The following is a 26981-nucleotide window of genomic DNA, read 5'->3' on the forward strand; positions in this document are numbered from 1 at the left end:
CCAGATAGTAGTGGTAATGTAAATAATTTTATAGTTTTTAAAATATAAAATATAAGTTTTTTGTTTTATTTATATTTTACAAGCTCCATCGTTACAATGATGGTTATGATTTAATTGTATGTTATCAGTTTGATTGTCTTTTGCACCATCTCGAGTATTTTGATAATATAATGTTTTTATTCCTAGTTTATATGCTGTTAATAGATCTAGTATTAATTGTTTCATGGGGATTTTATTATTAGGAAATAATTTTGGATCGTAATTTGTATTTACAGAAATTGATTGGTCAATGAATTTTTGCATAATGCTAGTTAATTGTAAATATCCTGTATTATTTGGCATATTCCATAATAATTCGTATTTATCTTTTAGATTTTTGTACTCTGGAACTACTTGTCGTAACATTCCTTCTTTTGATGCTTTAATACTTATAAATCCTCTAGGAGGTTCTATTCCGTTAGTGGCATTGGAAATTTGTGATGAAGTTTCTGATGGCATTAGTGCTGATAATGTAGAATTTCTTAATCCATATTTTTTTATTTTTTTTCTTAGTTTTTCCCAATTTAAATGTAGCGGTTCTTGGCATATCTTATCTACACTTTTTTTATATGTATCTATAGGTAGAATTCCTTTATAATAGTTTGTATGATTAAACCATGTACAAGTTCCTTTTTCTTTTGCTAATTTATATGATGCTGTAAGTAGATGGTATTGTATTGCTTCAAAGGTTTTATGTGTTAAATTATTTGCACTTCCATCTGAGTATTTTACTCCATTTTTTGCTAAGTAATAAGCATAATTTATAACTCCAATTCCTAGAGTTCGTCTTGATAAAGCAGATTTTTTAGCGCTTATAATAGGATATTGTTGGTAATCTAGTATTGAGTCTAGAGCTCTAACTATTAAATTAGATATTTCAGATAAATCTGTAAGTGTTTTTATAGATCCTAAATTTATTGCTGATAAAGTACAAAGTGAAATTTCTCCATTTTTATCATTGATATCATTTAAGGGTTTAGTAGGTAAAGTAATTTCTAAACATAAATTAGATTGACGTATTGGTGCAATTTCTGAATTAAAAGAGCTATGAGAATTACAATGATCAACATTTTGTATGTATATTCTTCCTGTTGAAGTTCTTTCTTGCATCATTAATGAGAACAAATATAATGCTTGTACTTTTTTTTGTCTAATGGTATTGTCGTTTTCATATTTTACGTATAAAGATTCAAATTTTTTTTGATTATTAAAAAAAGAATCATATAGATTTGGGACATCTGAAGGACTAAATAAAGTAATATGTTTTCCTAATATTAGACGTTTATACATTAATTTATTTAATTGTACACTATAATCTATATGTCTTACTCTATTTTCTTCTATTCCTCGATTGTTTTTAAGAACAAGTAGATTTTCTATTTCAAGATGCCATATTGGATAAAATATGGTTGCAGCACCTCCTCTTATTCCTCCTTGAGAACATGATTTTACGGCGCTTTGAAAGTGTTTATAAAATGGTATACATCCTGTATGAAATGTTTCTCCATTTCTAATAGGACTTCCTAATGCTCTAATTCTTCCTGCGTTGATACCTATTCCTGCTCTTTGAGAAATATATTTAACAATAGCGCTAGTTGTTGCATTAATTGAATTTAAACTATCTTCTGTTTCAATTAATACACATGAACTGAATTGTTTTGTAGGTGTTCTTAGTCCAGCCATAATAGGTGTTGGTAAAGAAATTTTAAATTTAGAAATTGCATTATAGAAGTCTTTGATGTATTTCATTCTAGTTTTTGATGGATATTTTGAAAACAAGCAAGCAGATATTAACATATATAAAAATTGTGCACTTTCGTAAATTTTTTTAGTAATTCTATTTTGTATTAAATACTTTCTTTCTAACTGTTTTACCCCTGAATATGAAAAATTCATATCTCGATAGTGTTTGATAAAATTATCCATGATTAAAAAATCTTTTTTAGTATAATCATTAAGTAAATGTGCATCGTACTTTTTCAATTTTACCATTTTTTTAACGTGGTTATATAATGTAGGTGGATTAAATTGTCCGAATGCTTTCTTTCTAAGATGAAATATAGCTAGTCTAGCAGCCATGTACTGATAATCTGGTGCGTTTTCTGAAATTAAATCAGCTGCTGCTTTAATAATTGTTTCATGTATAACTGTTGTTTTGATATTATTATAGAATTGTATTCTGGATTTGAGTGCTACTTGTGATATGGAAATATTTTCTAATCCTTGTGATGCCCAGTTTAGAACTCTATGAATTTTATCTAAGTTGATTAATTCTATTTTACCATTTCTTTTTGTAACAAATAACATTTGATTCATATGTTTTACCAAATTTAAAATTTAGAATATAAATTTATTTTATTGATAATATTTCACACAAGATTTTTATATTATACATTATGTTTAAGAAGTATTTTTTTAGTATTAATAAGAAGTATAAAAAATTATTTTAGTTAATTAAAAAAAAACAATCATGTTTTTAGTATAATGTAATATTAGTATTTATTTTAAAAAAGTGCATTAGCTTTTTGTAGAGCTACTACTTTTTCTTGTTTGGAGGTTCTAATAAGAATTACTCCTTGTGTGTTTCTTTTTAATATTCCAATTTCTGATACTCGAGTTCGTACTAATGTTCCTGCATTGGTAATGATCATGATTTGATCTTTATTTATAACTTGCATGGTGCCAATCATAACTCCATTTTTTTTTGTTATTTTTATTGCAATACTTCCTTGTGTAGCTCTAGATTTAATAGGAAATTCATGTATTTCAGTTCTTTTTCCATATCCGTGTTCTGTAACCATTAATATATTTCCATTTTGTTTTGGAACTACTAAAGACACTACTTTATCTGATTTTTTTATTTTGATTCCTTTAACACCTATAGCATTTCTTCCCATTTTTCGAACTAATAATTCAGAAAAATGAACAGCTTTTCCATTAGCTGTAAAAAGCATAATGGTATCATTACCTTTCGTTAGAGATACTCCAATTAATTCATCATTTGGTTTTAAACTGATAGCAATGATTCCTTTAGTTCTTGGATTTTTGAATTCATATAAACTAGTTTTTTTTACTATTCCTTGAGCAGTTGCCATAAATATGTTTATGTTATCTTTGTATTTTGGAATGGGTAGTATTGCTGTAATTCTTTCTTTTGGTTGTAGAGGTAATAGATTTACAATAGGGCGTCCACGTGCATGTCTGCTAGCTTCCGGTAATTGATAAACTTTCATCCAATATAGAATTCCTTTACTAGAAAAGCATAGTATAGTATCATGAGTACTAGCTACTAGTAAATTGGCTATAAAATCTTCTTCCTTAGTTTTAACTGCTAATTTTCCTTTTCCTCCTCTTTTTTGTGCTTCGTAACTAGATAGTGGTTGATATTTTACGTATCCAGAATATGATAATGTAATAATTACATTTTCTTTATTAATCATATCTGAAACATTAATATCGGAGTAGTTGATATTTATTTTTGTACGTCGTTTGTCTCCAAAGCTATTTTTTATATTTATTAATTCATTTTTCATAATTTTAGTTAGTTCAAATGAATTTTGTAAAATATTATTTAAATTTTGTGCTTTTCTAAAAAGTTTGTGGTGTTCAGAAATTATTTTTGAATATTCTAGATTAGTTAATTTTTGAAGACGCAAATCTAGAATAGCTTGAATTTGTTCTTTAGTGAATATTAATATTTCTTGCTGTATGGAGAGAAATGATGTTTTATAAAATTCAGAAGAAAAAGTATTATTTTTTATTATTTTTATGTATTTTGAGTTTTTAGAATACCAATTTTTTTTCTTTAATTTTTTTTTAGCTTCGGTTAATGTAGATGAAGTTTTTATTAAGTTTATAATTATATCAATATTTTCTAAAGATATCATTAATCCTTCAAGTATATGTATCTTTTTTTGTATTTTTTTTAATTCAAAAAGACTTCTTCGAGAAATTATTTTTCTTCTATGATTTATAAAAGCATATAATATTTCTTTCAATGTCATTATTTTAGGTTGACCATAAATTAATGCTACCATATTAATTCCAAAAGATGTTTCTAATTGTGTTAAAGAAAAAAGTTTATTTAAAATAATTTCTGATTTCATTTCTTTTTTAACTTCAATTACAATTCTCATTCCATCTTTGTCTGATTCATCTCGTAATGTACTAATACCTTCTATTTTTTTCTCTTTGACTAAATCAGCTATTTTTTTTATAACTCGCGCCTTGTTGACTTGATAAGGTAATTCTGAAATTATTATAGATTCTTTTTTTGTTTTTTGGTGGATTTCTATTTTGTTTTTAGCTCGAATATAAATTTTTCCTTTACCAGTGCGATATGCTTCTTCTATTCCGTTTATTCCATTGATTAATCCAGCTGTAGGAAAATCAGGTCCTGGTATGTGTTGCATAAGTTCTTGAAGAGAAATATTTTCGTTATCAATATAAGCTAAACATCCATTGATAATCTCTGTAAGATTATGGGGTGGTATATTAGTAGCCATTCCTACTGCTATTCCAGAAGATCCATTGATAAGTAGATTAGGGATTTTTGTTGGTAAAACGTCTGGAATTTTTTCTGTTTCGTCATAATTAGGGGAAAATGGAACTGTATCTTTATCTAAATCGCTTAGTAATTCATATGCAATTTTAGACATTTTTATTTCTGTATATCTCATTGCTGCTGCTGAATCACCATCTATAGATCCAAAATTACCTTGTCCATCAATTAATGTATATCTTAATGAAAAAGGTTGTGCCATTCTTACTATTGTATCATATACAGCTGAATCTCCATGTGGATGATATTTTCCGATAACATCACCTACTATTCTTGCAGATTTTTTATATTTATTATTCCAATCATTGTTTAGTATTTTCATAGCAAATAATATTCTTCTATGAACAGGTTTTAAACCATCTCGTACATCGGGTAAAGCTCGTCCAATAATAACTGACATAGCATAATCTAAATATGATTGTTTTAGTTCATCATCTAGATTTATTTTTATAATTTCTTTGGCAATATCTTGCATGAAGTTTTTCTCTAAGGATTTTATTTTGAAGTAATTTAATTTTAATTAAATAATATTAAAGTATATATTAAAAGATATTATTGTAAGTATTTTGTACCTTAATATTTTAAAAATAAATAGTTTTTATTTAAAAAAATACTTATTGTTTTTATTGAGAGTAGTGAATTATAACAAATATTTTATCATGTATTATTGTTCATTTATAAAGATGTTGTATTACATTTTGATATAATGTATGATAAACTGTTAAATATTTTTAATTTTTTTAATATGTAAATGTTATTTTAAATTTTTTTAAATTTAAAAAATATGCTTTAATTTAACCATTTTATTGACTCTATTTAAGTAATAAAAAAAAGTATGTTTTTTTTATAAAATGAGGTTTTTTATTATGAATAGTGAAGAACAAAGGTTAATAGAGAACTTGTTTGTACGGTTTCATAAAACTGAACATGATTTTCCAAACAGAGATAATGAAGCTGAAAAATTGATAAGTGATTTGTTTAAAAAATATAGTAATGTATCTTATTATATGGTTCAAACGATTTTAATTCAAGAAACTGCAATAAAAAAACTAAGTGAGAAAAATTCTGAATTAGAAAAGAAAATATCTTTGAAAGAAACAGATATTAAAGATAAATCATCTGGTTTTTTATCGGGTTTATTTAAATCTAAAAAGAAGTTAAAAAATTACAATAGTCAGAAATTAACAAGTGATAATTGTAAAAATATTCCTTCTAATTTATCATCTAACACTGGTTGTAATAATGGAAATTTAGAGTCACCATCATCTAATTTTGGAAGAGTTTCTTCCCCTGTAACGGGTGGTGTTGGTGGTGGTTATACTTCAGCTGCTTCTAATGTGTCTTCTCCTATGTCTAGTTTTCTCAGTGGTTCTTTACAAACAGCAGCAGGTGTAGCTGGTGGTATGGTAATGGCTAATGTTTTAATGAATTTATTTCAAAACAAAAGACCTGAAGAAGAAATCATTAGTCATATTAGTAGAGATGATTTTTCTCCTGTTTATGTAAATTCTGAAAATGAATCTTTTTCATTTTTTAATTCTCATGATAAAGAAGATAATTTTTTTGGAGATAATTCTTCTCGAGAAGATCATACTTTTGTAGAAGATTTAAAAAATGAAGGTGAACAAGATAGTAATGAGAAAATTTTAGATAATCGTAATAATTTTGAATACAATAATCATTCTGATTCTTTACAAAATTATAGCGAAAATGTTATTAATAATCGTGATGACAATAATAACTTTTATAATGTTGTAAGTAGTCATGAAGATAATAGTAATGATTCTAGCGATAGTTTCAGTGATGTTGATGACGAAACTTTTATATAAGATAAAAATATAGTTTTTGGTTTTATTTTTAAGTATAAAATAGATTAATTTGTGGTTTATTATATTTAATGTTAGAAATAAAAAAAGTAGTAATGATTTGTTTAATTAAATTTTATAAAACCAGCAACAAATTTTTTTATGCTGGTTTTTAGTAGTTTTATTATTTTATAAACAAGTATAGTTTTAAAGATTTTTCTAAATTAATAGATTGTATTAGAAGAAATCATATCTAGGTATTTTGCAACACTTTCTTTTGTTGCTTGCATGCTCATTTGGCCTTTTTCCCAATTAGCAGGACATATTTCTCCATGTTGTTCGTTTAAATGCAGTGCATCTATCATTCGAACAGTTTCTTGTATGTTTCTACCAAATGGTAGATCATTTACTACTTGATGACGAATAATTCTATTCTTATCAATTAAAAATGTAGCTCTTAATGCGATTCCTAATTTTTGGTGTTCAATTCCGTATGAACGCTGTATTTCTCGTTTTATATCTGACACCATAGTAAAACTTATTTCTTTTATTTTTTTGTTATTTGTTAATTGTTTTTTCCACTCTTGATGTGCATAGATTGAATCAATGGAAACGCCAACAAGTTTTACGTTTCGTTGATTAAATTCAGGAAGAGCTTGATTAAATGCTATAATTTCTGATGGGCATACGAATGTAAAATCCATAGGCCAAAAAAATAATATAGTAGTTTTATTATTGGTAAATTCTTTAAAATTGAAATTGTTATTTATAGTTCCATTCGGTAAGATAGCTGGTGCTGTAAAGTCTGGTGCTGGATAGGTTACTAAAACCATATTTTTTGAATCTCCATTTTGATATGAATATAAATATTAGTATATCATATTTAATTTAACAATAAATTGAAAAAGTATTTTATTTATATAAAGATAGAGATTAAATCTAAAATTTGATATTATATAGTTAATTATATATTAAAAGAATATAAATAATTAAACATGTAGATATATTCTATTTATAGAATAATGAAAATAATGTTTTATATTAGACAGTTGTATGTTAGGTATATTATGAATAATCGTGCGTATTTTACTTGGTTTGATATATTAAGCAGTGAAAAAAAAAAAATTATTTTACTAATATTATTAAAAAGTTAGCTAAAGAGAGATTAAGTAAGTTAGTTTTTCCGCCTAAAGGAAAAGTATTCAACGCGTTTTCATGTACTCAATTTAAAAATATTAAAGTAGTTATACTTGGACAAGATCCTTATTATAAATTTAATCAAGCTAATGGTTTATCATTTTCTGTAGAAAAACATGTTTCTATTCCTCCTTCTTTGAAAAATATTCAAAAAGAAATAATTAATGATTTAGGATGCAATCATATTTATTCACATGGTTGTTTAGAATCGTGGGCATATCAAGGAGTTTTATTGTTAAATTCGGTGTTGACGGTGGTATCAGAACAACCCGGATCTCATGAAAAATTAGGATGGGGAATTTTTACTGATCAAGTTATAAAATATATTAGCTTGTATTGTGATGGTATAGTGTTTTTATTATGGGGAGATAAAGCAAAGAAAAAATTGTGTTTAATAGATCAAAGTAAGCATCATGTTTTTTTGGCGTCACATCCATCACCATTGTCAGTACATCGAGGATTTTTTGGATGCCGCCATTTTTCAAAAACAAATAAAATTTTAATTCGTCAAAAAAAAAGTCCTATTAATTGGTTATTTTAGTTTTTAATGTTATTGGTATTGATGTGTTTTGTTTTTTTTGAATTTATTCAGAAATATAATATGAGTATTTTAAGTATTATTTTTTTTATTTGATATTTCAACTAGAGCTTTTCTAATAATATTATTATTTAAAGTGTATCCATGTTGTAGTACATCAGTTATATAATATTTTTTGGAATCTAAAATTTTTGTATTTTGTTTAGTTTTATGTAATAAAAAATTAAAGACATGTCCTTGGCTTCCTTCTTCTTTTAATCCAAATTTATTAGTAATAGTTAGTAGAGATTTTAATATTAATGGAATTCCTTGAATCATATTATGGTCTTTAATACCTGTTTCATTAACATTTTTATTTATCTTTTTAAAATTATCAATAATTGGAATTAAATCTTTGAAAAAGTTTTTAAGTTTTATGTTTTTTATTTCTGTTATTTTTTTTTGATGGTTTTTTTTTATATTTTCTATTTCAGCTTGTTCTCTTATGTTTATATCATGAATTTTTTTTTTAATTTTTAGTATTTTTTTGTTTAGTTCATTAATATTTTTTTCGTATATTTGTTTTTTATTCTTTTCATCTTCAACTACGTTTTTATTACTTTTATAATCTTGTTCTTTAAGATTAATAGATTTTTTTTTTTTAATTATGTCATTCATATGTATTCCTTTAGTATTAATATTATTTTTTGTTTGCTTATTATAAAAACAAGATATACAGTATTTCATGTTTATATTTTGTATGTTGAATACAATTTATTATAAGGAAACTATTTTTGTGAAACAATACTTTAATTTTATTGGTATTATTGGTTGTCCTCGTCACCGTCAAGCATTAAATACGCATAAATTTTTATATAGTTGGTTGATAAATCAGGGTTACAATGTAATTTTTGAACATGAAGTTGCATCTAAATTAAAATTAAAAGATATAAATATCGATTCTTTAGATAATATAGGTATTAAATGCGATTTAGCAATAGTAGTTGGTGGGGACGGGAATATGTTAAGAGCGTCTCGTGTTTTATCTTATTATGATATTAAAATAATTGGGATTAATCGTGGTACATTAGGATTTTTAACTGATTTGAATCCTGATACTGCATTGCAACAGCTATTTCAAGTTCTTTCTGGAAAGTATTTTGTAGAACAACGTTTTTTATTAGAACTCAAAGTTATTAAAGATGATGGTTCTTATTTGATAAATCAAGCTATAAATGAAGTCGTGCTGCATTCTGGAAATGTTGCTTATATGATTGATTTTGAAGTTTATATAAATAACGAATTTTCTTTTGCTCAAAGAGCAGATGGATTAATTATTGCTACTCCTACTGGATCAACTGGATATTCTTTATCAGCTGGAGGGCCGATTCTTGTTTCTTCTTTAGAAGCAATGGTATTAGTTCCTATGTTTCCACACACTTTATCTTCTCGTCCATTAGTAATTGATAGTTCCAGTGTTATTTTTTTTAAGGTGGTTAGCAATTTAGATTTTGAATTTAAAATTAGTTGTGATAGTCAAACGGTTGTTTCAGTCAGTGAAAACGATAATATTTTTATAAGTAAGAGTAAAAATTTTTTACATTTATTACATCCTAAAAACTATAATTATTTTGACACTTTAAATTCTAAATTGAATTGGTCTAAAAAGTGTATGTAATAAATTAAAATTATAGTTTTATTTATTAGATTAATTATTATAAATGTAAATTTAGTTGGAGCTGGCGGGAATCGAACCCGCGTCCAAAATTTTTACGACGTTAGTACTACATGTTTAGTCTATATTTTTTTTTTGTATCTATGAATTTATAGACAAATTATAGATATATATTCTGAAAGTATTATTTAGCAATATAAATTTTCAAAATAAATTTATTTTGCGATCTCTTTTAAATTGACCTTCTTATATTTTCAGTTTAAACTTCAAGAGAAAAGTTATAAAAAAGAAGGGCTTTATACAGATTATTAGGCTGCTAAAGCGTATTTTTCTTGTTTTGCTACTATTTTTTTATGGCTTTTTAACGAGGCAAACCATTCCTCGACATGCACTGCAGTTTTCAATAATTCTGTCGAATCCAACATCAGCCCCTAATTAATTATAAAAATCATTGAATTATACAACATATTTAAATAATTTTCAACTGTTTGTTATATATCAAATAATATAATTTTTTAAATGGATAGTAGAGAGGTTATTAATTCATATGAATGATGTTATAAAAAAGATTAAAAATCAAATTAAAGTGAATCCAATTATAATTTATATGAAAGGATCTCCTAATTCTCCTAGTTGTGGATTTTCTTCTCAAGCTATTGAAGCACTTTCTAAATGTGGGAAAAAATTTGCATACGTAGATGTCCTTGAAAATCCAGATATTAGGCTAGAATTACCTAAATATTCTAATTGGCCTACTTTTCCTCAATTATGGATAAATGAAGAGTTAATTGGTGGGTGTAATATTATTTTAGAATTATTTGAAACAGGAGAATTAAAACGACTTATTACTAACAGTAGCACAGAAAAAAATATTAATAAAAATGAATAATATATCGGATATTTATTTATTTTTATAAAATTATAATAAAATTGTGTATGAATGAATTATCAGCTAGTCAAGTAATTTAGTATGATTTCTATCATTGGGTGGCCAACCGCCCAATGTTTTCCATCGATTTACAATTAAACAAAATAATTCGGCTGTTTTTTGTGTATCATATAAAGCAGAATGCGCTTGATTATTATCAAAAGTTAATCCAATTGATTTACAAGCGCGTGCAAGAACGGTTTGACCTAATGCTAATCCACTTAATGTAGCTGTATCAAATATAACAAATGAGTGAAAAGGATTGTTTTTTATTCCTGTTCGTGTTATAGCAGCAGTTAAAAAATTATAGTCAAAAATGGCATTATGAGCAACTATAATACTTTTTGTACATTTATTTAATTTAATTTCTTTTTTAATTAAATTAAATATAGAATTAAGAGCTTTATATTCGCTAACTGCACCTCTGAGTGGGCTAAATGGATCTATTCCATGAAATAAAATTGAATTTTTATCTATTTTAGCTCCTTTAAAAGGTTTAATATGAAAATGTAATAAATGTTCTTTTTCTAGAAATCCTAATTTATTCATTTTAAGTGTCATAATAGCTATTTCTAATATAGCATCGGTTTTTGGATTAAATCCTGCTGTTTCTATATCCAGTACTACTGGATAAAATGTTCTAAATCTTTTTCTTAAAAAATAATTTGAATTATTATATTGCATGTAGAGTCTCATTTTTAAAAATTTATTAAAGATGTTTATATTTTTATATAAAATATATTTTAATTTTACTATAAAATTTATAGAATTTAAATGGTAATATTGATACTATAGACTTTAATTTATTAAATAAATAAAATTTTATGTTATTAAATTAGAGTTTAGAATTTTATTTATAGGTTGATCTTTGTTTGTGTAAAAAATAAAAGAGGTGCTTGAAATATGGTGTATAAATTACCGTCATTAAAATATTCTTATGATGCTTTAGAACCACATTTTGATGAAGAAACAATGAGAATTCATCATACTAAACATCATCAAACATATATAAATAATACCAATAATATTCTTATAAATACTTCTTATTGCAATTTATCTATTCAGGAATTAGTTTCAAATTTAAATATAATGGTTATTGACAATAAATTATCACTACAAAATAATTCCGGAGGACATCTTAACCATACTTTATTTTGGACTGGGTTAAAAACTAATTCTATTTTAAATTGTGATTTTGAAGATGTATTAAAGAAAAATTTTGGATCATTTGAGAGTTTTAAAAATGCTTTTGAACAGAAAGCTATGAATCATTTTGGTTCTGGTTGGATATGGTTAATTAAGCGGGATGATAATACTTTATATATTGCTTCAACTATTAATCAAAATAATCCATTGATGGGAATAAAAATATCAGGTGTTTCAGGAAAACCTATTTTAGGTTTAGATCTATGGGAACATGCATATTATTTAAAATACAAAAATAATCGTATAGATTATATTAATTCATTTTGGAACGTAGTTAATTGGGATGAAATTAGTACTAGATTTTTTGAAAAATAAATTTAACGCTTATAGTTTTAAAATATTTAAAAGTGACAGTGTTATGTTAATATATTTTTGATATAGAATAAATAAATTTATATTTTTTTTAAAATGGAAAAATATTTGAAGAGAGTTAAATTAATAGTTGGTTTAGCTAATCCAATTGAAAAATATGATCATACTCGTCATAATATTGGGGCGTGGTTTATTCAAGAATTAGCTTTTAAATATAATAAAAAATTAAAAAAAAATAAAAAATTTTTAGGTTATTTTTCTAAAATCGATCTCTTGTCTAAAGAGATCTATTTATTGATTCCAAATACGTTTATGAATTTAAGTGGTGTATCAGTATCTTCTATATTAAAATATTATAATATAAAATTAAATGAAATATTAGTAGTACATGATGAATTAGATTTAATGCCAGGTGTTTTAAAATTTAAATTAGGATGTTCTCATAATGGACATAATGGACTGAGAAATATTATTTCTATATTAGGTAGTAATATAAATTTTTTAAGAGTTAGAATTGGTATTGGTCGACCTAAAAACATATATGAAAAAATTTCAAATTTTGTTTTATCTAGACCTACAAAATCTGAATTAATATTAATTAAACAATCGATATATAATTCAATAAATACTTTTTGTTATTTAATAGAAAATGATAATAATATTTCTATGAATAGTATTTTAGATATTAATTTGAGACTTGATTTTAATAGAAAACTATAAATGATATTTGTTATAGTAAGGTTAAATATATTATGGAAGTGAAATTTGGTTTAGTAGGTTTACCTAATGTAGGAAAGTCTACTATTTTTAATGTATTAACTAGATTAAAAATTCCAGCAGAAAATTTTCCCTTTTGTACTATTAAACCTAATATTGGTAAAGTTCCAATTTTTGATAGTCGTCTTTTTAAACTTTCTAAAATAGTTTTATCAGATAAAGTTATTCCAATTATTATTGAATTAGTAGATATTGCTGGATTAGTAAAAAATGCACATAAAGGTGAAGGATTAGGTAATCAGTTTTTAGATCATATTAAAGATACTAATGTTATACTTCATGTTGTGCGTTGTTTTAAAAATGATAATGTCACTCATATTTATGGAAAGATAGAACCTATACAAGACATTAATGTTATTAATTTAGAGCTTATATTAGCAGATCTTGAAGTATGTCATAATAGACTTATTAAACTTAAAAAAATAAATTTATTTGATACAAATTCAAAGATTAAAAAAGAAATATTAATGTTAAAGCGTTTTATTGATCATTTAGAACGAAATAGAAGTTTAAGATCTTTAAATTTAACAACAGAAGATTTTTTTTTAGTAAATCATTTAAGATTAATTACATTAAAACCTATGATATATATTTTAAATATGAATAGAGAAAGTATGTTTAATAATATATATGAAAAAGAAACTATTAATTTTATACGAGGTGAATGTAATGCTGCAGTAGTTAAGATATTTTTAGATGAAATGAATGATATTTTGCAAGATAATTTATTGAATAAAAATACTTTATTTTCTAAGAAAAATATAATCAATGAAAAATTAAATGAAATTTTTTTGTTAGGATTTCATTCATTAAATTTAGTGACTTTTTTTACAGCAGGCTCTAAAGAAGTTAGAGCTTGGATAACTACTAAAAATTCGTTTATTTATAAATCTGTAAAATGTATTCATTCTGATTTTAGTAGGGGTTTTATTAGAGCTCAGATAATTTCTTATTGTGATTTTATTAAATATGGTGATAAACAATCTAAAAAATTAGGAAAAATGAAAACAGTAGGAAAGAAATATTTTATTTGTGATGGTGATATTGTTTACGTTTTATATAAAGTGTAAATTTTTATATGAGTATTATTTTTCGTAATTTTATTTGTATATAGAGAGAAAATCTCTCTCTATAAAATAACTAGATTATTTTGTTAGTAAGAAGTTTCTTAATTTTACAAAATCTGGATTTATATTGTAGGATAAGAGTGGTAGTTTAATTGGATTACGTAGTTCTGATGGTAACAACAAGTTAATATTTAATATTTTTTCTATAGTGTTTTTAAATTTTGCAGGATGAGCTGTTCCTAAAAACAATCCAAATTCATTTTTTTTTAATTTATGTTTTAATGTATAATATGCTATTGCTGCATGAGGTTCTGATATATAACCTAATTGAGCTAATTCCTTTAAACTGTCTTTAGTTAGTTCATCTGATATACTTTTGAATTTTAAATCTTGTAACAACCATTTTTTTCGTTTAAATAATTCTTCTACTCTTATCCAATTGTTAGGTTGACTAATGTCCATAGCATTGGAAATAGTAGATATGGTAGGATAAGGTTTCCAAACACCTGTTTTAAGAAAGCGTGGAACTGTATCGTTTAAATTTGTAGATGCAATGAATGATTTTATAGGTAATCCTAATGATTTCGATAATAGTCCAGCTGTTAGATTTCCAAAATTCCCGCATGGTACAGAGATGATTAAATTATTTTTTTGTTTTTTATTTATTAAGGAAAACGCTTCGAAATAGTAACAAATTTGTGCTAATAGTCGACTAATATTAATAGAATTTGCTGAATTTAAACCTATTTCTTTTTTTAATTCGATATCGTTGAATGCTTGTTTAACTAGATTTTGACATTCATCAAAACTTCCGTTGATTGAAATAGTTGTAATGTTTTCACCTAGAGTACAAAATAATTTTTCTTGTAATTGACTTATTTTTCCTTTTGGATATAAGATAATAACTCTTACGTTTTTCATTTTAAAAAAGGCATGTGCTACTGCTGCTCCTGTATCTCCTGATGTAGCTGTTAAAATAGTAATAGTATCATTTTTATCGCAATTTAAAAAAGATATAATTTGAGCCATAAATCTAGCTCCAAAATCTTTAAAAGCTAAGGTAGGGCCATGAAATAGTTCTAAACAAGCGATATTTTTAGATACAAATACTATTTTAGGTGCTGTAAACGAAAATGCATTTTTGACCAGTGTTTGTAATTTATAATAATTAATTTCATTTCCAATCAGCATGGATAGAATTTTACTACTACGTTTTAAAAAATTCATGTTGAGTAGTTGTGTAAGGTCTTCGTTGTTGAGGATTGGTAATTTTTTAGGGAAAAATAATCCTTGATTTTTACCTAAACCCAATTTTACAGCTTGAGAAAAATTAACTATTTCGTTATTGTTTTTAAGATTATATAATTTCATTTATAGTCCTATAGTACGAGCTCCAATGGTATCTAACTTACAAATATGAACGAATCCCTGATCGTTTTGAAGATAATTTTTAGTTAACCATTTAGAAATTTTATTAGAAACGTTTAGATTATCTGAAATTGCAAAAATTGTAGGTCCTGATCCAGAAATTCCACATGCAATTGCTCCTATATTTTTAATTTTTTGCTTTGTTTCTATAAAATTAGGAAGTAATTTCATTCTGTAAGGTTCAGCAATGACATCATTTATTAACATTGAAGCAAGACGTGGTTGATTGGTATATATAGCATGAATGAATCCAGCCAAATTTTGGCTATGTTGTATACAGATTTCTTTGCTGTATTTTAATGGTAATAAATTCCTGGCTTTTTCTGTGGATACTTTTAGACCTGGCCAGGCAATAATCCAAAACCAATCTTTAAAAATTGATATATTTTGACATATTATATTATTTTTTTTTATAATTAATTGTAGTCCTCCTAAATATGCTGGAGCAACATTATCATAATGTGTACTTCCTGAAATTTCTCCTTCTAATTTCCCCATTAGTTTTAGTAGTTTAATATTATTAATAGGATTATTAAAAAATTTGTTCATAGCAACTATTGTCGCTACAATAGAACAAGCACTCGATCCTAAACCTGATCCTATAGGCATGTTTTTTTCAAGAATAATTGAAATAGGAAGAGTTCTTTTTAATATAGAACAAAACAGATTCCAACATTTCCATACTATATTTTTATTAACATCAACAGGTAATTGATATGAAAATATACCTTTATTTATTAAATTAAATTTTTTGGCAGTAGTAATAGTTATGAAATCTCCTAAATAAGAGCCATCTATTGGTGCAATAGCTGCACCTAGAATATCAAAACCTACTCCTACATTTCCAATGGATGCAGGAGCATAAACTTTTATCATTTTTAATTTTCCTTGTATATTATGATAATATTCGAAGTACATCAGAAAATATACCTGATGCTGTTACGTTGTTTCCAGCTCCGTAACCTCTTAAAATTAGCGGAAGTGGTTGATAGTATTTACTATAAAATACTAATGCATTTTCTCCATTTTTAACGTTATATAATGGATCATTTTTATGAACTTCATCTAATTTAACTTGACAATTTCCATCTTTGTTTATTATTCCAATAAATTTTAAATGATTGCCTGATTTTTTTGCTTTTTTAACTTTATTTAAAAATGTTTCATCTAAATCTTTTAGTTTAATTATAAAATCATTTACGTTGGATATTTTATAAAGTTCTTTGGGCAATAGAGGTTCAATTTTTATATCTTTTAATTCTAGTTCATATCCTACTTCTCTAGCTAAGATTAATAGTTTTCGTGCGACATCAATTCCAGATAGATCGTCTTTTGGATGTGGTTCAGTTAATCCTAGAGTTTGCGCTTTTTTTGTGGCTTGAGATAATGTGATACCATCTTCTAATTGACCAAAAATAAATGATAATGATCCTGACAAAATTCCTTTAAAATGTATTAACTTATCTCCGGTATTTAGTAGTTGTTTTAGATTTTCTATTACAGGTAGTCCTGCTCCTACATTGGTATCGTAAAAAAATTTTTTTTTAGATGTTATTAATGCTGATCTTATTTTTTTATAGTAGATTAAATTTGAAGTATTAGCTTTTTTATTTGGAGTAACAACGTGAAATCCAGCATTGATAAAGGATACATATTGATTTGCTATATTTTGATTTGATGTACAATCTATTATTGTTGGATTAATTAAATAATGATTTTTTATCTTGTTAAGTAAATATTGAAGATTAAATGGATGTTGAATTTTGTTTATATTTTCTTCCCAATTTTTTAGATTTAGTCCATTTGGATTTATAATGCAGTTTTTAGAATTTGATATTCCAATAATTTTAAGAAATATATTTTTAGAATGTAGATATTGTGTTTGTTTTTTTAGTTGTTGTAAAAATGTTTTTCCAATTCCACCTATGCCAATTAAAAATATTTCAATAGTATTTTTATTGCTAAATATTTCTTGATGTATAGCTCTCATTCCTAAGATGACGTTTTTGTTTTTTATTACTATAGAAATGGAAAGTTTTGATGATCCTTTTGAAATTGCAATGGTGTTTATATTAACTTTTTTAAGTGATGAAAAAATTTTTTTAGAAATTTCAGTTTCTGATTGTGTATTTGAATTTACAATAGAAATAGTTGCTAATTTATTTATTATTTTTATGGGTTTTAATAATTTATTTTTTAATTCGAATTCAAATGTATTGTTTAATACATCTAAAGTTTTTTTAGATTCAGTAGTAAGTATACAAAAACTAATTGAGTTGTTGGCACTTGCTTGATTTATTATAATAACCCAAATTTTAGCTAACGATATACAAGAGAAGATTCTTGGAATCACATCTATCATAGTATTTCTATTATAACTAGAAATTATAAACATGGTAACATCGTTAAGATAAGTAATACCTTTTATAGAATTACATTCATTATTATAGTTATTATGTACAATTTTAGTTCCAATAGCTGATGGATTATGTGTATTTTTTATTTTGCATAGAATGTTATATTTTTTTAATGGATATATAGTTCTTGGATGTAAAACTTTAGCTCCAAAATGGGATAGTTCTATTGCTTCTTGATAAGATAGAGTTGGCAATAATTTAGCATTAGAAATTATTTTTGGATCACATGTATATATTCCATCTACGTCTGTCCAAATTTCACACGTACTATTTTTGAAGCATGTTGATAATATAGCTGCAGAATAATCTGATCCATTTCTTCCTAGTATTACTGTTTCTTGTTTTTTATTTCCAGCTGTGAAACCAGCCATTAGAATTATATGGTTTTTTGGGATATTCATAGAATGAATTTTGGACTGAGATATCTTTATATCTATGCTAGCATTTAGATAATTATTTCCTTTTGCTAAAAATTTTTTAACAGGATTAATGATTGTAATATTATGTAATTTTGCTTTTAAAATTACATTAATAATAGCAACAGATAAATATTCTCCTAAACAAATTATTTTAGCTTTAATATTATCTGGACATTTTTTTAAAAAATAAATTTCTTGAAATAGATGGTTAAGTTTTAAAAATTTGTTATTAATTATTTCTAGAATTTTTGTATCAATAATTTTTTTTTCTATTTGTTTAATATCATAAACTAATTTTAAAAAAAAATTTTTGATTTCGTCAATTATAATTGAAATTTTTTTTTTGTCTTTTCGGTTATCGATGGTGGATACTAATAAATTAGTAATTTTTTCTGGTGCTGATAATACTACAGCAACTTGTTCTGTTTGTGATTTTTTTTCGATAATAGTTACCACATTGAAAAAATTTTTTGCGTTAGATAATGAAGTTCCGCCAAATTTAAGTATTTTCATATTTATTTATTCTCTAACATATTTATATTAAAAAAGCTCACACTGATTAAAGTGTAAGCATTAATTCTAATTTAGTTTTTTTTAGATTTTTGTACTATTTTTTTGTGATTATTTTAATAATAAAGATTAATTTAAATATAAATTTTAGATTGTATTAATGTAATAAATATTTAAGAGTATGTTTTTATTAATTTTTAATATATTTGTTAATAATAATTATAAATAGAATTTTAATATTATTATGTTTTTTTTTAAAGGAAATAATTATATTTATTTAGAAATTCTGTTATTTAGTATAAGATTAAATGTCGATTTTAAAAATAGTGTAATTTTATTTTAAAGAATTGTTAAAAATTATTTTGGTTTTTAATGTTGAGAACATTTTTTAACAATAAAAATTTTATTTAGAAATTAATTTTTTATAACATAAAAAATATATTTTTAATTTTATTGAATTGATTTTAAAAATTTGTTAATTAATTTTATATCTTATAAAATAAATTTTAAAATTATATTTATTATAAATTATTTTATCAGTCTTTAGAATTGTTAATAAATGTTTTGTAAATGTACTTAAAAATTTTTAATTATAGTTTAATTATACTATTTTTTTTTAATTGAATTGTTTAAATGTTAATAATATGAACAATTGTTAATGAAATTAGATTATAAAAATAACTGAATTATTAATATTTAAGTGTTATTTATTAGAAGTGAAACGGGTAATTTCCCGTTCACTAAAAGTGTATTATTTTTTATATTTTTTATCCTTGTGTTTGTTTTTCACGAATTTCGGAAAGTGTTTTACAATCTATACATAAATTAGCTGTTGGTCTAGCCTCGAGTCTTTTAATTCCTATTTCTATTCCACATGCATCGCAATATCCAAATTCTTTTGTTTCTACTTTATAAAGTGTTTTTTCAATTTTTTCTATTAATTTTCTTTCTCTATCTCGATGACGTAATTCGAAGCTAAATTCTTCTTCTTGTACAGCTCTATCTATTGGATCAGGATAATTTGTGGCTTTATCTTGTATATTTAGTTGCGTTGTAGAGATATCTGTTTTTAATTGATTTTTCCAAGCAATAAGTATTTTTTTAAAATGATAAATTTGTTTAGGATTCATATATTTTTCATGTTTTTCATTTTGATAAGGTTGTACTCCTGCTATAAATAATATATTTAATGATGATTGTTTTTTATTATTTTTTTGTTGCATAAGGTTATATCTCATTTTGAAATTATATTAATTTGTTGTTGAGGATTATATAATTTTTTTCGTACTTTCTATTTTTTAGTATTTTTGATAATATAAAAGTATATATTTTTTATAAATTTTAACAACTATATTTCATTTTATGTAATTAATACGTAACATGTGATTAAAATTATTTGTTTTTTTTTAATTACATAAAACCATTTTACAATTTTAACTGAATTTATTTTTTTATTTAAATCAAATGAAAAAAAAAATTTTTAAAGTAGCTTTAGGTATTGAATATAATGGTAGTGCTTATCATGGATGGCAATATCAAAGTTTTGCATCAAATATTCAAGAAAAAATAGAATTTGCATTATCTATTATAGCTGATCATCCTATTCGAGTATATTGCGCAGGAAGAACTGATGCAGGTGTTCATAGTACTGGACAAGTAGTACATTTTTATACTTATGCTATTAGAAGTAATTATTCTTGGGTCATTGGTGTAAATAGCTATTTACCTAATGATATTTCAGTAATATGGAAACATGATGTGCCTGACGATTTTCATGCACGTTATAGTGCGTTATCTCGTCGATATCGATATGTTATATACAATCATTACTACCGATCATCAATTTTTTATCAGGGATTATATTATTTCTATAAAAAATTAAATATTACAAGTATGAATTTGGCAGCAAAATATTTAGTAGGAGAACATGATTTTACTGCATTTAGATCTAGTAGATGTCAATCTAATACTCCTATTAGAAGAATTTTATATTTAAATATTTTTAGAGTACAACGTAATTTAGTAATAATAGATATTATTGCTAATTCTTTTTTACATCATATGGTAAGAAAGATTGTTGGATGTTTATTGGAGGTAGGTACTTCTAGAAAAAAAGATTTTTGGATAAAAGATATTTTAAAGTCTAAAAATAAAAATTTTTCTATTTTAACAGTCAAACCTAATGGATTATATTTAGTTCAAGTTACATATTCTTCTTTATTTAAATTACCGAATATCCCTATCGGCCCTTTTTTTATATGAATTCTTTGTGGTGAGTTTTTAAAAATTTTATATATGATTTATATATCATACTAAATTTATTAATTTTATTTTTTTAGAATTTGAGTATAAAAGTTAAAATATTTTAAAATAAATTATAAAATGATTGTTTTTAGATATTTTAAATATATTAGATAGTTTATTAATTTATATTATTTATTTAAAGTTTTATTTTAAGAATAAGAATAAGTAACTTTAATATAATAATGGGTGCCTAGTGTGTTTAAAATAAATTTAAAATGGAATGTAAAAATTTTTTGTTTATTTTTTATTTTTTTGTTGGTAATAATTTTATATGGAATTTATTTAGATTTGAAAATTAATATATTATTATGTGATAAAATATGGAAAGTACCAGTTTCAGCTTATAGTAGGATTATTACCTTAAAAGTAGGTGATTGTTATAATAAAAATGAAATTGTCTTAATGTTAAAAAATAATCGATATAAACAAGTTAGTTATTTGTCTATGTCTGGAGAATTTTTAGTATATGAACATTCTCTAATTTTAATTAGGAGATCTTTTTATTTTTTAAATGGTTTTGAAAAAAAAATAGTTGTTAAATTGATTTTTAACAAAAATAAATTAGTTAAAATTATAAATTTATCTCAAAATAAAATTTTTAATGAATTACGATTAGATTCTCAATTAATTTCTATGATAAAAGTTTTTAAAGGAGAAAAATATTTATTTTTATCTAAAAATAATTTTCCTAAAATATTAATTAAATCTTTATTAGCCATTGAAGATAAAGATTTTTATAATCATAGTGGAATAAGTTTATATGCTATTTTTAGAGCTTTCTTAACAAATATAGTTTTTGGTCATATAATGCAGGGTGGTAGTACATTAACTCAGCAATTGATTAAAAATTTATTTTTAACTAATGCACGTACTGTATGGAGAAAATTTAATGAGATATATATGGCGTTAATTTTAGATTTTAAATATAGTAAAAATAGAATACTTGAATTATATTTAAATGAAATTTATTTAGGACAAAGTGGAAATAAACAGATTCGTGGATTTCCTTTAGCAAGTATTTATTATTTTGATCGACCTATTAATGAGTTGAGGCTGGATCAATATGCTTTATTAGTAGGTATGGTAAAAGGTGCTTCATTATATAATCCTTTTAAGAATCCAGAATTAACGTTATATCGTAGAAACAGAGTGCTGTGTTTGTTATTTCAACAAAACATTATTGATAGGTATTTATTTGATAAATTTAGAATTAAACCTTTGGATATAAAATCTAACAAATTTGTTTTTTGGAATTTTGATGATTTACATCAATTTTAGAAACAGATTTTTATTAGATAATAACATATGGTATTAAAAAGTGTTAGGAAGTTAATTTTTTTTTATTATCTGAGATGTAAGAGCTAAAATATTAATAGAGAGTATTTTAAGAAATTGCATAATTAGATTAAATAAAGAAAAATTTAAAAAAATAGTTGTATCTAAAAATATAATTGATAAAGTTAGTGGATAATTTAAATTTATTTTGGAAGGGTATATTTTTAATATTAATAAAAATTATTATTTTAATAATTACTATAATTCATTTATTAAAATATTTTTAAATTGATTTTTTATTTTAATTTATACTATTGAAAAATAATTTTTTTAAAATAATATTTTAGGTAGTGAAATTTTAAATAATTTTTAATATAGAATATTATAGAATAACGTGTATAAAAATTTTAGTATATTTATTAAAAAATTACATTAATTTTTCTAATTTGAATTTTTCATATTAGTAAATTTTGAAACAAATAATGAACAATCATTTTTTATTAAAAAATATTTAGATATCATATTTTTTTTATCGTTTCTAAAATCTATAAATTCAATTTTAATGATTTTGTTTAATTTTTTAAATTTGTTTTTAATAAATACAGAATTGTAAATTTTAAATTTATTCAATGTTGTACTATCTTAAAATAGTCATTTATTATATATTTATATTTAAATAATATTTGGTTAAAGTAGTTACTGAATGTGGATATATTATGTATTATTAAATTTATTATTCAATGTTTTATTACTAAAAAATGAGTATATAGCACTTAATAACAAATGTATTTTTTTTAGTAAATTATAAAATTGTGATTTTAATTAATTATTGGTTAATTATATGTTGATTTGTAAAATATTAGTTTTTTTTCTATTTTGATGTGAAATAATAATTAATTTATTTCATTTTATTTTTTTTATTTTTAAAATAAAAATTTTGGTAAATTATTATATTTGAAGACTTAATGAATATTTGTCATTATTCATTATGTTTATAAATTTTTTATTCTGTATTTTTTTATATTAAATGCAAGCTTTGCAACAAGATTTAATTTATTTAAAAATATAAAATAAATTTTATATAGATATTATTTTTTATATAATATTTATTTTTTTTGATTATTTATAGATAATTTATTAAGTATAATTTTATAATTAATTTATTTTTAGTTTGTTTAAAAAACATATAAATTTTTAATAATTTTTTAATATTAAATATTTTTAATTTTTATATATTGAATTTTAATTTACAATTTTATTCAATATAAAATAATTTTATGTTTATATTTTTGTAAAAAACAATAAAGTTAGGCTATGTAATTTATGCATAATTTTATCATATGAATATATTCTTATAAATTAATTATATTGGTATATATAATAAATATGATTTGGAAAATATTTTAGATATGAGTATTTTAATATGATGAAAAAATTTTTTAGAAAGTTATTTATTAATAGAAATGATAGAATATTAAAAAATCTTGAAAAAATTGTTTATAAAATTAATAGTATAGAATGTAATTTCAAAAAATTATCAGATTTAGAATTAAAAGAAAAAACATATCAATTTCGTACACGTTTGAAACATGGAGAAACTTTAGATGAGTTACTTCCTGAATCTTTCGCAACAGTAAGAGAAGCTAGTAAGCGTATATTTGGTATGCGTCATTTTGATGTTCAGTTGGTAGGAGGTATAGTACTTCATCAAAGATGTATAGCTGAAATGCAAACTGGAGAAGGTAAAACTTTAACTTCAACATTGCCAATTTATTTGAATGCACTACAAAAGGAAGGTGTTCATATTGTAACTATGAATGATTATTTAGCTAAACGAGATGCTGAAAAAAATAGTATTTTATTTAATTTTTTAGGTTTAACTGTTGGTGTTAACGTATCTGGGTTATCCTCTGTATTAAAAAAATTGGCTTATAATGCAGATATAACTTATGGAACTAACAATGAATTTTGCTTTGATTATTTAAGAGATAATATGGTTTTTTCTAGTAAAGACAAAGTTCAAAGAGAATTAAATTATGCACTTGTAGATGAAGTGGATTCTATTTTAATTGACGAATCTAGAACTCCTTTAGTAATTTCTGGATTTATTGAAGATGATTTGGAATTATACGTAAAAATTAATAAAATTGTTCCAATTTTATTGAGTCAAGAAAAAGAAGATTCAGATGAATTTATTGGAAAGGGACATTTTTATATTGATGAAAAACAACGTCAAGTATTTTTAACAGAAAGAGGATTGATTAAAATAGAAGAGTGGTTAATAGGTGCAAAATTAATAAAAACTCGAGAATCTTTATACACTGCTAAAAAAATATCTTTAATGAATGGTATAATTTCTGCTTTACGAGCTAATTATTTATTTTTTAAAAATATTGACTATATAGTTAAAAATAATGAAATAGTAATTGTAGATGAGCATACAGGAAGAACAATGGAAGGTAGAAGATGGTCTGATGGATTGCATCAAGCTATAGAGGCTAAAGAAGGAGTAGAAATAAAACATGAGAATCAAACATTAGCATCTATTACTTTTCAAAATTATTTTCGTTTATATAATAAATTATCAGGTATGACTGGAACTGCTATTACTGAAGAGTTTGAGTTTCGTTCAATTTATGATTTAGATACGGTAGTTATTCCAACTAATTCCCCTATGATAAGAAAGGATATGCCTGATTTAGTGTATATGACTGAATTAGAAAAGATTGACGCAATTATAGAAGATATTAAAAACTGTTTTAAACGAAAACAACCAGTATTAGTAGGTACTGTATCGATTGAAAAATCAGAATTTATTTCTAAAAAATTATCTCAATTAAAAATAAAACATAATGTACTTAATGCTAAATACCATGCAAAAGAAGCTGAAATCATTTCTCAAGCGGGAAAATTACAAGCAATTACTATTGCAACTAATATGGCAGGTAGAGGTACAGATATAGTATTAGGAGGAAATTTAGATTTTTCTGTATTAAAACAGACGTCTTATAATGATACAAAATTAAAAGATAAAATTAGTAAATGGCAGAAAGAACATGATTTAGTATTACAATCTGGTGGTTTACATATTATAGGTACTGAGAGGCATGAATCGCGTAGAATTGATAATCAATTAAGAGGTAGATCCGGTCGTCAAGGAGATCCTGGTTCATCTCGTTTTTATTTATCTATGGAAGATTCTTTATTGAGGATTTTTATTTCTGAACGTATTATAAACATTATGAGAGCAATAGGAATAAAAAGTGGTGAAGCAATTACGCATCCATTTGTTACTAAAGCTATTTTAAACGCTCAGGAAAAAGTTGAAAGTCGTAATTTTGATTTAAGAAAACAATTATTAGATTATGATAATGTATTTAATGATCAAAGAAAAGTATTTTATTATATTCGTAATTATATAATAAATTCAACACATATTTATATTCATAGTGTTATAAAAAATATTTATAATGATGTGGTATCTAAAATTATAGATGGTTTTATAAAAAAAGAATTAATAAAAGACTCTCTACAAATTTTAGAACTAGAAGTTTATCTAAAACAGAAATATCAAATACTATGTTGTGTTTTTAATCGATTTAAAAATAATGTTGCTATCTATAAATCGGATATAATAAGTTTTATCGTTCAAATAATGTATGATAAATATAGAAAAAAAATTAGTACACTTAATAAAAATGATGTTCATGAATATGAAAGGTTGATTTTGTTAGAATCTTTAGATTATTTTTGGCAAGAGCATTTATCTGCTATGGAATATTTACGTCAAAGTATTCATTTAAGAGGTTATGCTCAAAAAGATCCTAAACAGGAATATAAACGAGAATCTTTTTTTATGTTTGAAAGCATGTTAAAATCTATTAGGTATGAAATATTTTCTATTTTATCAGACGTCAATGTTTTTAAAAATTAAATTAATAATATTTAATGATCTTTTTAATAAAATATGTTTTTTATAAAACAAAGGTTAATACTTGTTTGTAAATTTTGTTAAAAAATTTTTAATAATTATTTATATTTTTTAAATTATTTATGGATTAGTTTTTAGTATAGTGTTAAATTTGAAGAATAATACAAAAATTTTTATTTTTAAACATTTACTATTTGTTATGTAAGTTAATTCTTAATTCATCTCCCATCATAAATTATTTTCAATAAAATAACTAAGTATTATTTTCAAATTCAATAATATATTATTGATTTATTCTTATTTTTTTAAATTAATATTTTATTGTTTTATAAAATTTTTGTTTGTTTTATTTATGTTTGTATTTTAATAAAATAAGAATTTTGATGTAAAGTATAATATTTAACATTTATGAATTTACTGATATTTAATTTTTATTGCTCTATATTTTTGTTTTTATATATTTTGTGTTTTAAGTGTATGTGTAGTTTGATTTTTGTGTTAATTATTTAAATATTATATCAAATTATTTTAAATTTTATACTTTTAATTAATTTCAATTAAATTATTTAATATAAATTTTGTAATTTTAATTTTAGAAATGTTTTATTGAAAT

At 23.4% G+C, this 26981-nt stretch carries 18 protein-coding genes, 1 other RNA gene and 1 pseudogene; 10 read left to right on the plus strand and 10 right to left on the minus strand.

What is annotated here, in order from left to right; genetic code table 11:
• Positions 1-69: 69 nt before the first annotated feature.
• A complete protein-coding gene (gene nrdA, locus UAR70_00840; GenBank protein XBC39894.1) occupies positions 70-2355 on the minus strand; it encodes a class 1a ribonucleoside-diphosphate reductase subunit alpha in 2286 nt (761 codons plus the stop codon).
• 188 nt (positions 2356-2543) lie between these two features.
• On the minus strand, positions 2544-5075 hold the full coding sequence (gene gyrA / locus UAR70_00845) for a DNA topoisomerase (ATP-hydrolyzing) subunit A (protein ID XBC39895.1): 2532 nt from the start codon (positions 5073-5075) through the stop codon (positions 2544-2546).
• A 391-nt stretch (positions 5076-5466) separates the two neighbouring features.
• Here gyrA and UAR70_00850 point away from each other — a divergent pair, with 391 nt between their 5' ends.
• Complete coding sequence (locus UAR70_00850; protein ID XBC39896.1) at positions 5467-6429, plus strand: DUF2076 family protein; 963 nt, start codon at positions 5467-5469, stop codon at positions 6427-6429.
• A gap of 200 nt (positions 6430-6629) precedes the next feature.
• Here UAR70_00850 and UAR70_00855 read toward each other — a convergent pair whose 3' ends face one another.
• Positions 6630-7238 (minus strand): redoxin domain-containing protein, encoded by a 609-nt coding sequence (locus UAR70_00855; protein XBC39897.1) that lies wholly within the window; start codon positions 7236-7238, stop codon positions 6630-6632.
• Positions 7239-7472: 234 nt separating this feature from the next.
• Between UAR70_00855 and ung the strand changes: the two are divergent.
• Positions 7473-8143, plus strand: a pseudogene (ung, locus tag UAR70_00860) (uracil-DNA glycosylase).
• A 69-nt stretch (positions 8144-8212) separates the two neighbouring features.
• On the opposite strand, the gene grpE reads toward ung, so the two are convergent.
• A complete protein-coding gene (gene grpE / locus UAR70_00865; GenBank protein XBC39898.1) occupies positions 8213-8866 on the minus strand; it encodes a nucleotide exchange factor GrpE in 654 nt (217 codons plus the stop codon).
• Positions 8867-8915: 49 nt separating this feature from the next.
• Between grpE and nadK the strand changes: the two genes are divergently transcribed.
• The gene (nadK, locus tag UAR70_00870; protein ID XBC39899.1) at positions 8916-9797 is read left to right on the plus strand and encodes an NAD(+) kinase; all 882 of its coding nucleotides are present in this window, start codon (positions 8916-8918) and stop codon (positions 9795-9797) included.
• Between the two features lie 53 nt (positions 9798-9850).
• On the opposite strand, the gene ssrA is transcribed toward nadK, so the two are convergent.
• Positions 9851-10226: a transfer-messenger RNA gene (gene ssrA, locus UAR70_00875) on the minus strand.
• Positions 10227-10341: 115 nt separating this feature from the next.
• Here ssrA and grxD point away from each other — a divergent pair.
• Positions 10342-10683 carry a Grx4 family monothiol glutaredoxin gene (grxD, locus tag UAR70_00880; protein ID XBC39900.1) on the plus strand — a complete coding sequence of 114 codons (342 nt, stop codon included), beginning with the start codon at positions 10342-10344 and terminating at the stop codon, positions 10681-10683.
• 63 nt (positions 10684-10746) lie between these two features.
• On the opposite strand, the gene rnt is transcribed toward grxD, so the two are convergent.
• Positions 10747-11406, minus strand: a complete 660-nt coding sequence (gene rnt / locus UAR70_00885; protein XBC39901.1) for a ribonuclease T — start codon at positions 11404-11406, stop codon at positions 10747-10749.
• Positions 11407-11625: 219 nt separating this feature from the next.
• Between rnt and UAR70_00890 the strand changes: the two genes are divergently transcribed.
• The 3 genes from UAR70_00890 to ychF all read left to right on the plus strand — a co-directional run bounded on the left by UAR70_00890 (position 11626) and on the right by ychF (position 14087).
• A complete protein-coding gene (locus UAR70_00890) occupies positions 11626-12243 on the plus strand; it encodes a Fe-Mn family superoxide dismutase (protein ID XBC39902.1) in 618 nt (205 codons plus the stop codon).
• 105 nt (positions 12244-12348) lie between these two features.
• The gene (pth, locus tag UAR70_00895) at positions 12349-12960 is read left to right on the plus strand and encodes an aminoacyl-tRNA hydrolase (GenBank protein XBC39903.1); all 612 of its coding nucleotides are present in this window, start codon (positions 12349-12351) and stop codon (positions 12958-12960) included.
• A 32-nt stretch (positions 12961-12992) separates the two neighbouring features.
• Positions 12993-14087 (plus strand): redox-regulated ATPase YchF, encoded by a 1095-nt coding sequence (ychF, locus tag UAR70_00900; protein XBC39904.1) that lies wholly within the window; start codon positions 12993-12995, stop codon positions 14085-14087.
• Positions 14088-14162: 75 nt separating this feature from the next.
• Here the strand turns inward: ychF and thrC are convergent, their stop codons facing one another.
• From thrC to dksA, 4 genes are all read right to left on the minus strand, one after another.
• A complete protein-coding gene (gene thrC, locus UAR70_00905) occupies positions 14163-15455 on the minus strand; it encodes a threonine synthase (GenBank protein ID XBC39905.1) in 1293 nt (430 codons plus the stop codon).
• Positions 15456-16388, minus strand: coding sequence for a homoserine kinase (thrB, locus tag UAR70_00910; GenBank protein ID XBC39906.1), 933 nt, complete (start codon positions 16386-16388; stop codon positions 15456-15458). It lies immediately after the preceding gene.
• Between the two features lie 19 nt (positions 16389-16407).
• On the minus strand, positions 16408-18861 hold the full coding sequence (thrA, locus tag UAR70_00915; protein ID XBC39907.1) for a bifunctional aspartate kinase/homoserine dehydrogenase I: 2454 nt from the start codon (positions 18859-18861) through the stop codon (positions 16408-16410).
• A gap of 764 nt (positions 18862-19625) precedes the next feature.
• Positions 19626-20081, minus strand: a complete 456-nt coding sequence (gene dksA / locus UAR70_00920) for an RNA polymerase-binding protein DksA (protein ID XBC39908.1) — start codon at positions 20079-20081, stop codon at positions 19626-19628.
• 241 nt (positions 20082-20322) lie between these two features.
• Between dksA and truA the strand changes: the two genes are divergently transcribed.
• The 3 genes from truA (at position 20323) to secA (ending at position 26371) form a co-directional block, all read left to right on the plus strand.
• Positions 20323-21120 (plus strand): tRNA pseudouridine(38-40) synthase TruA, encoded by a 798-nt coding sequence (gene truA, locus UAR70_00925; protein XBC39909.1) that lies wholly within the window; start codon positions 20323-20325, stop codon positions 21118-21120.
• A 237-nt stretch (positions 21121-21357) separates the two neighbouring features.
• Complete coding sequence (locus UAR70_00930; protein XBC39910.1) at positions 21358-22440, plus strand: transglycosylase domain-containing protein; 1083 nt, start codon at positions 21358-21360, stop codon at positions 22438-22440.
• A gap of 1420 nt (positions 22441-23860) precedes the next feature.
• Positions 23861-26371, plus strand: a complete 2511-nt coding sequence (gene secA, locus UAR70_00935) for a preprotein translocase subunit SecA (protein ID XBC39911.1) — start codon at positions 23861-23863, stop codon at positions 26369-26371.
• Positions 26372-26981: the final 610 nt, after the last annotated feature.

This window comes from Buchnera aphidicola (Chaetogeoica yunlongensis), assembly GCA_039829965.1.
GTDB classification, from domain to species: Bacteria; Pseudomonadota; Gammaproteobacteria; order Enterobacterales; family Enterobacteriaceae; genus Buchnera_B; species Buchnera_B aphidicola_BA.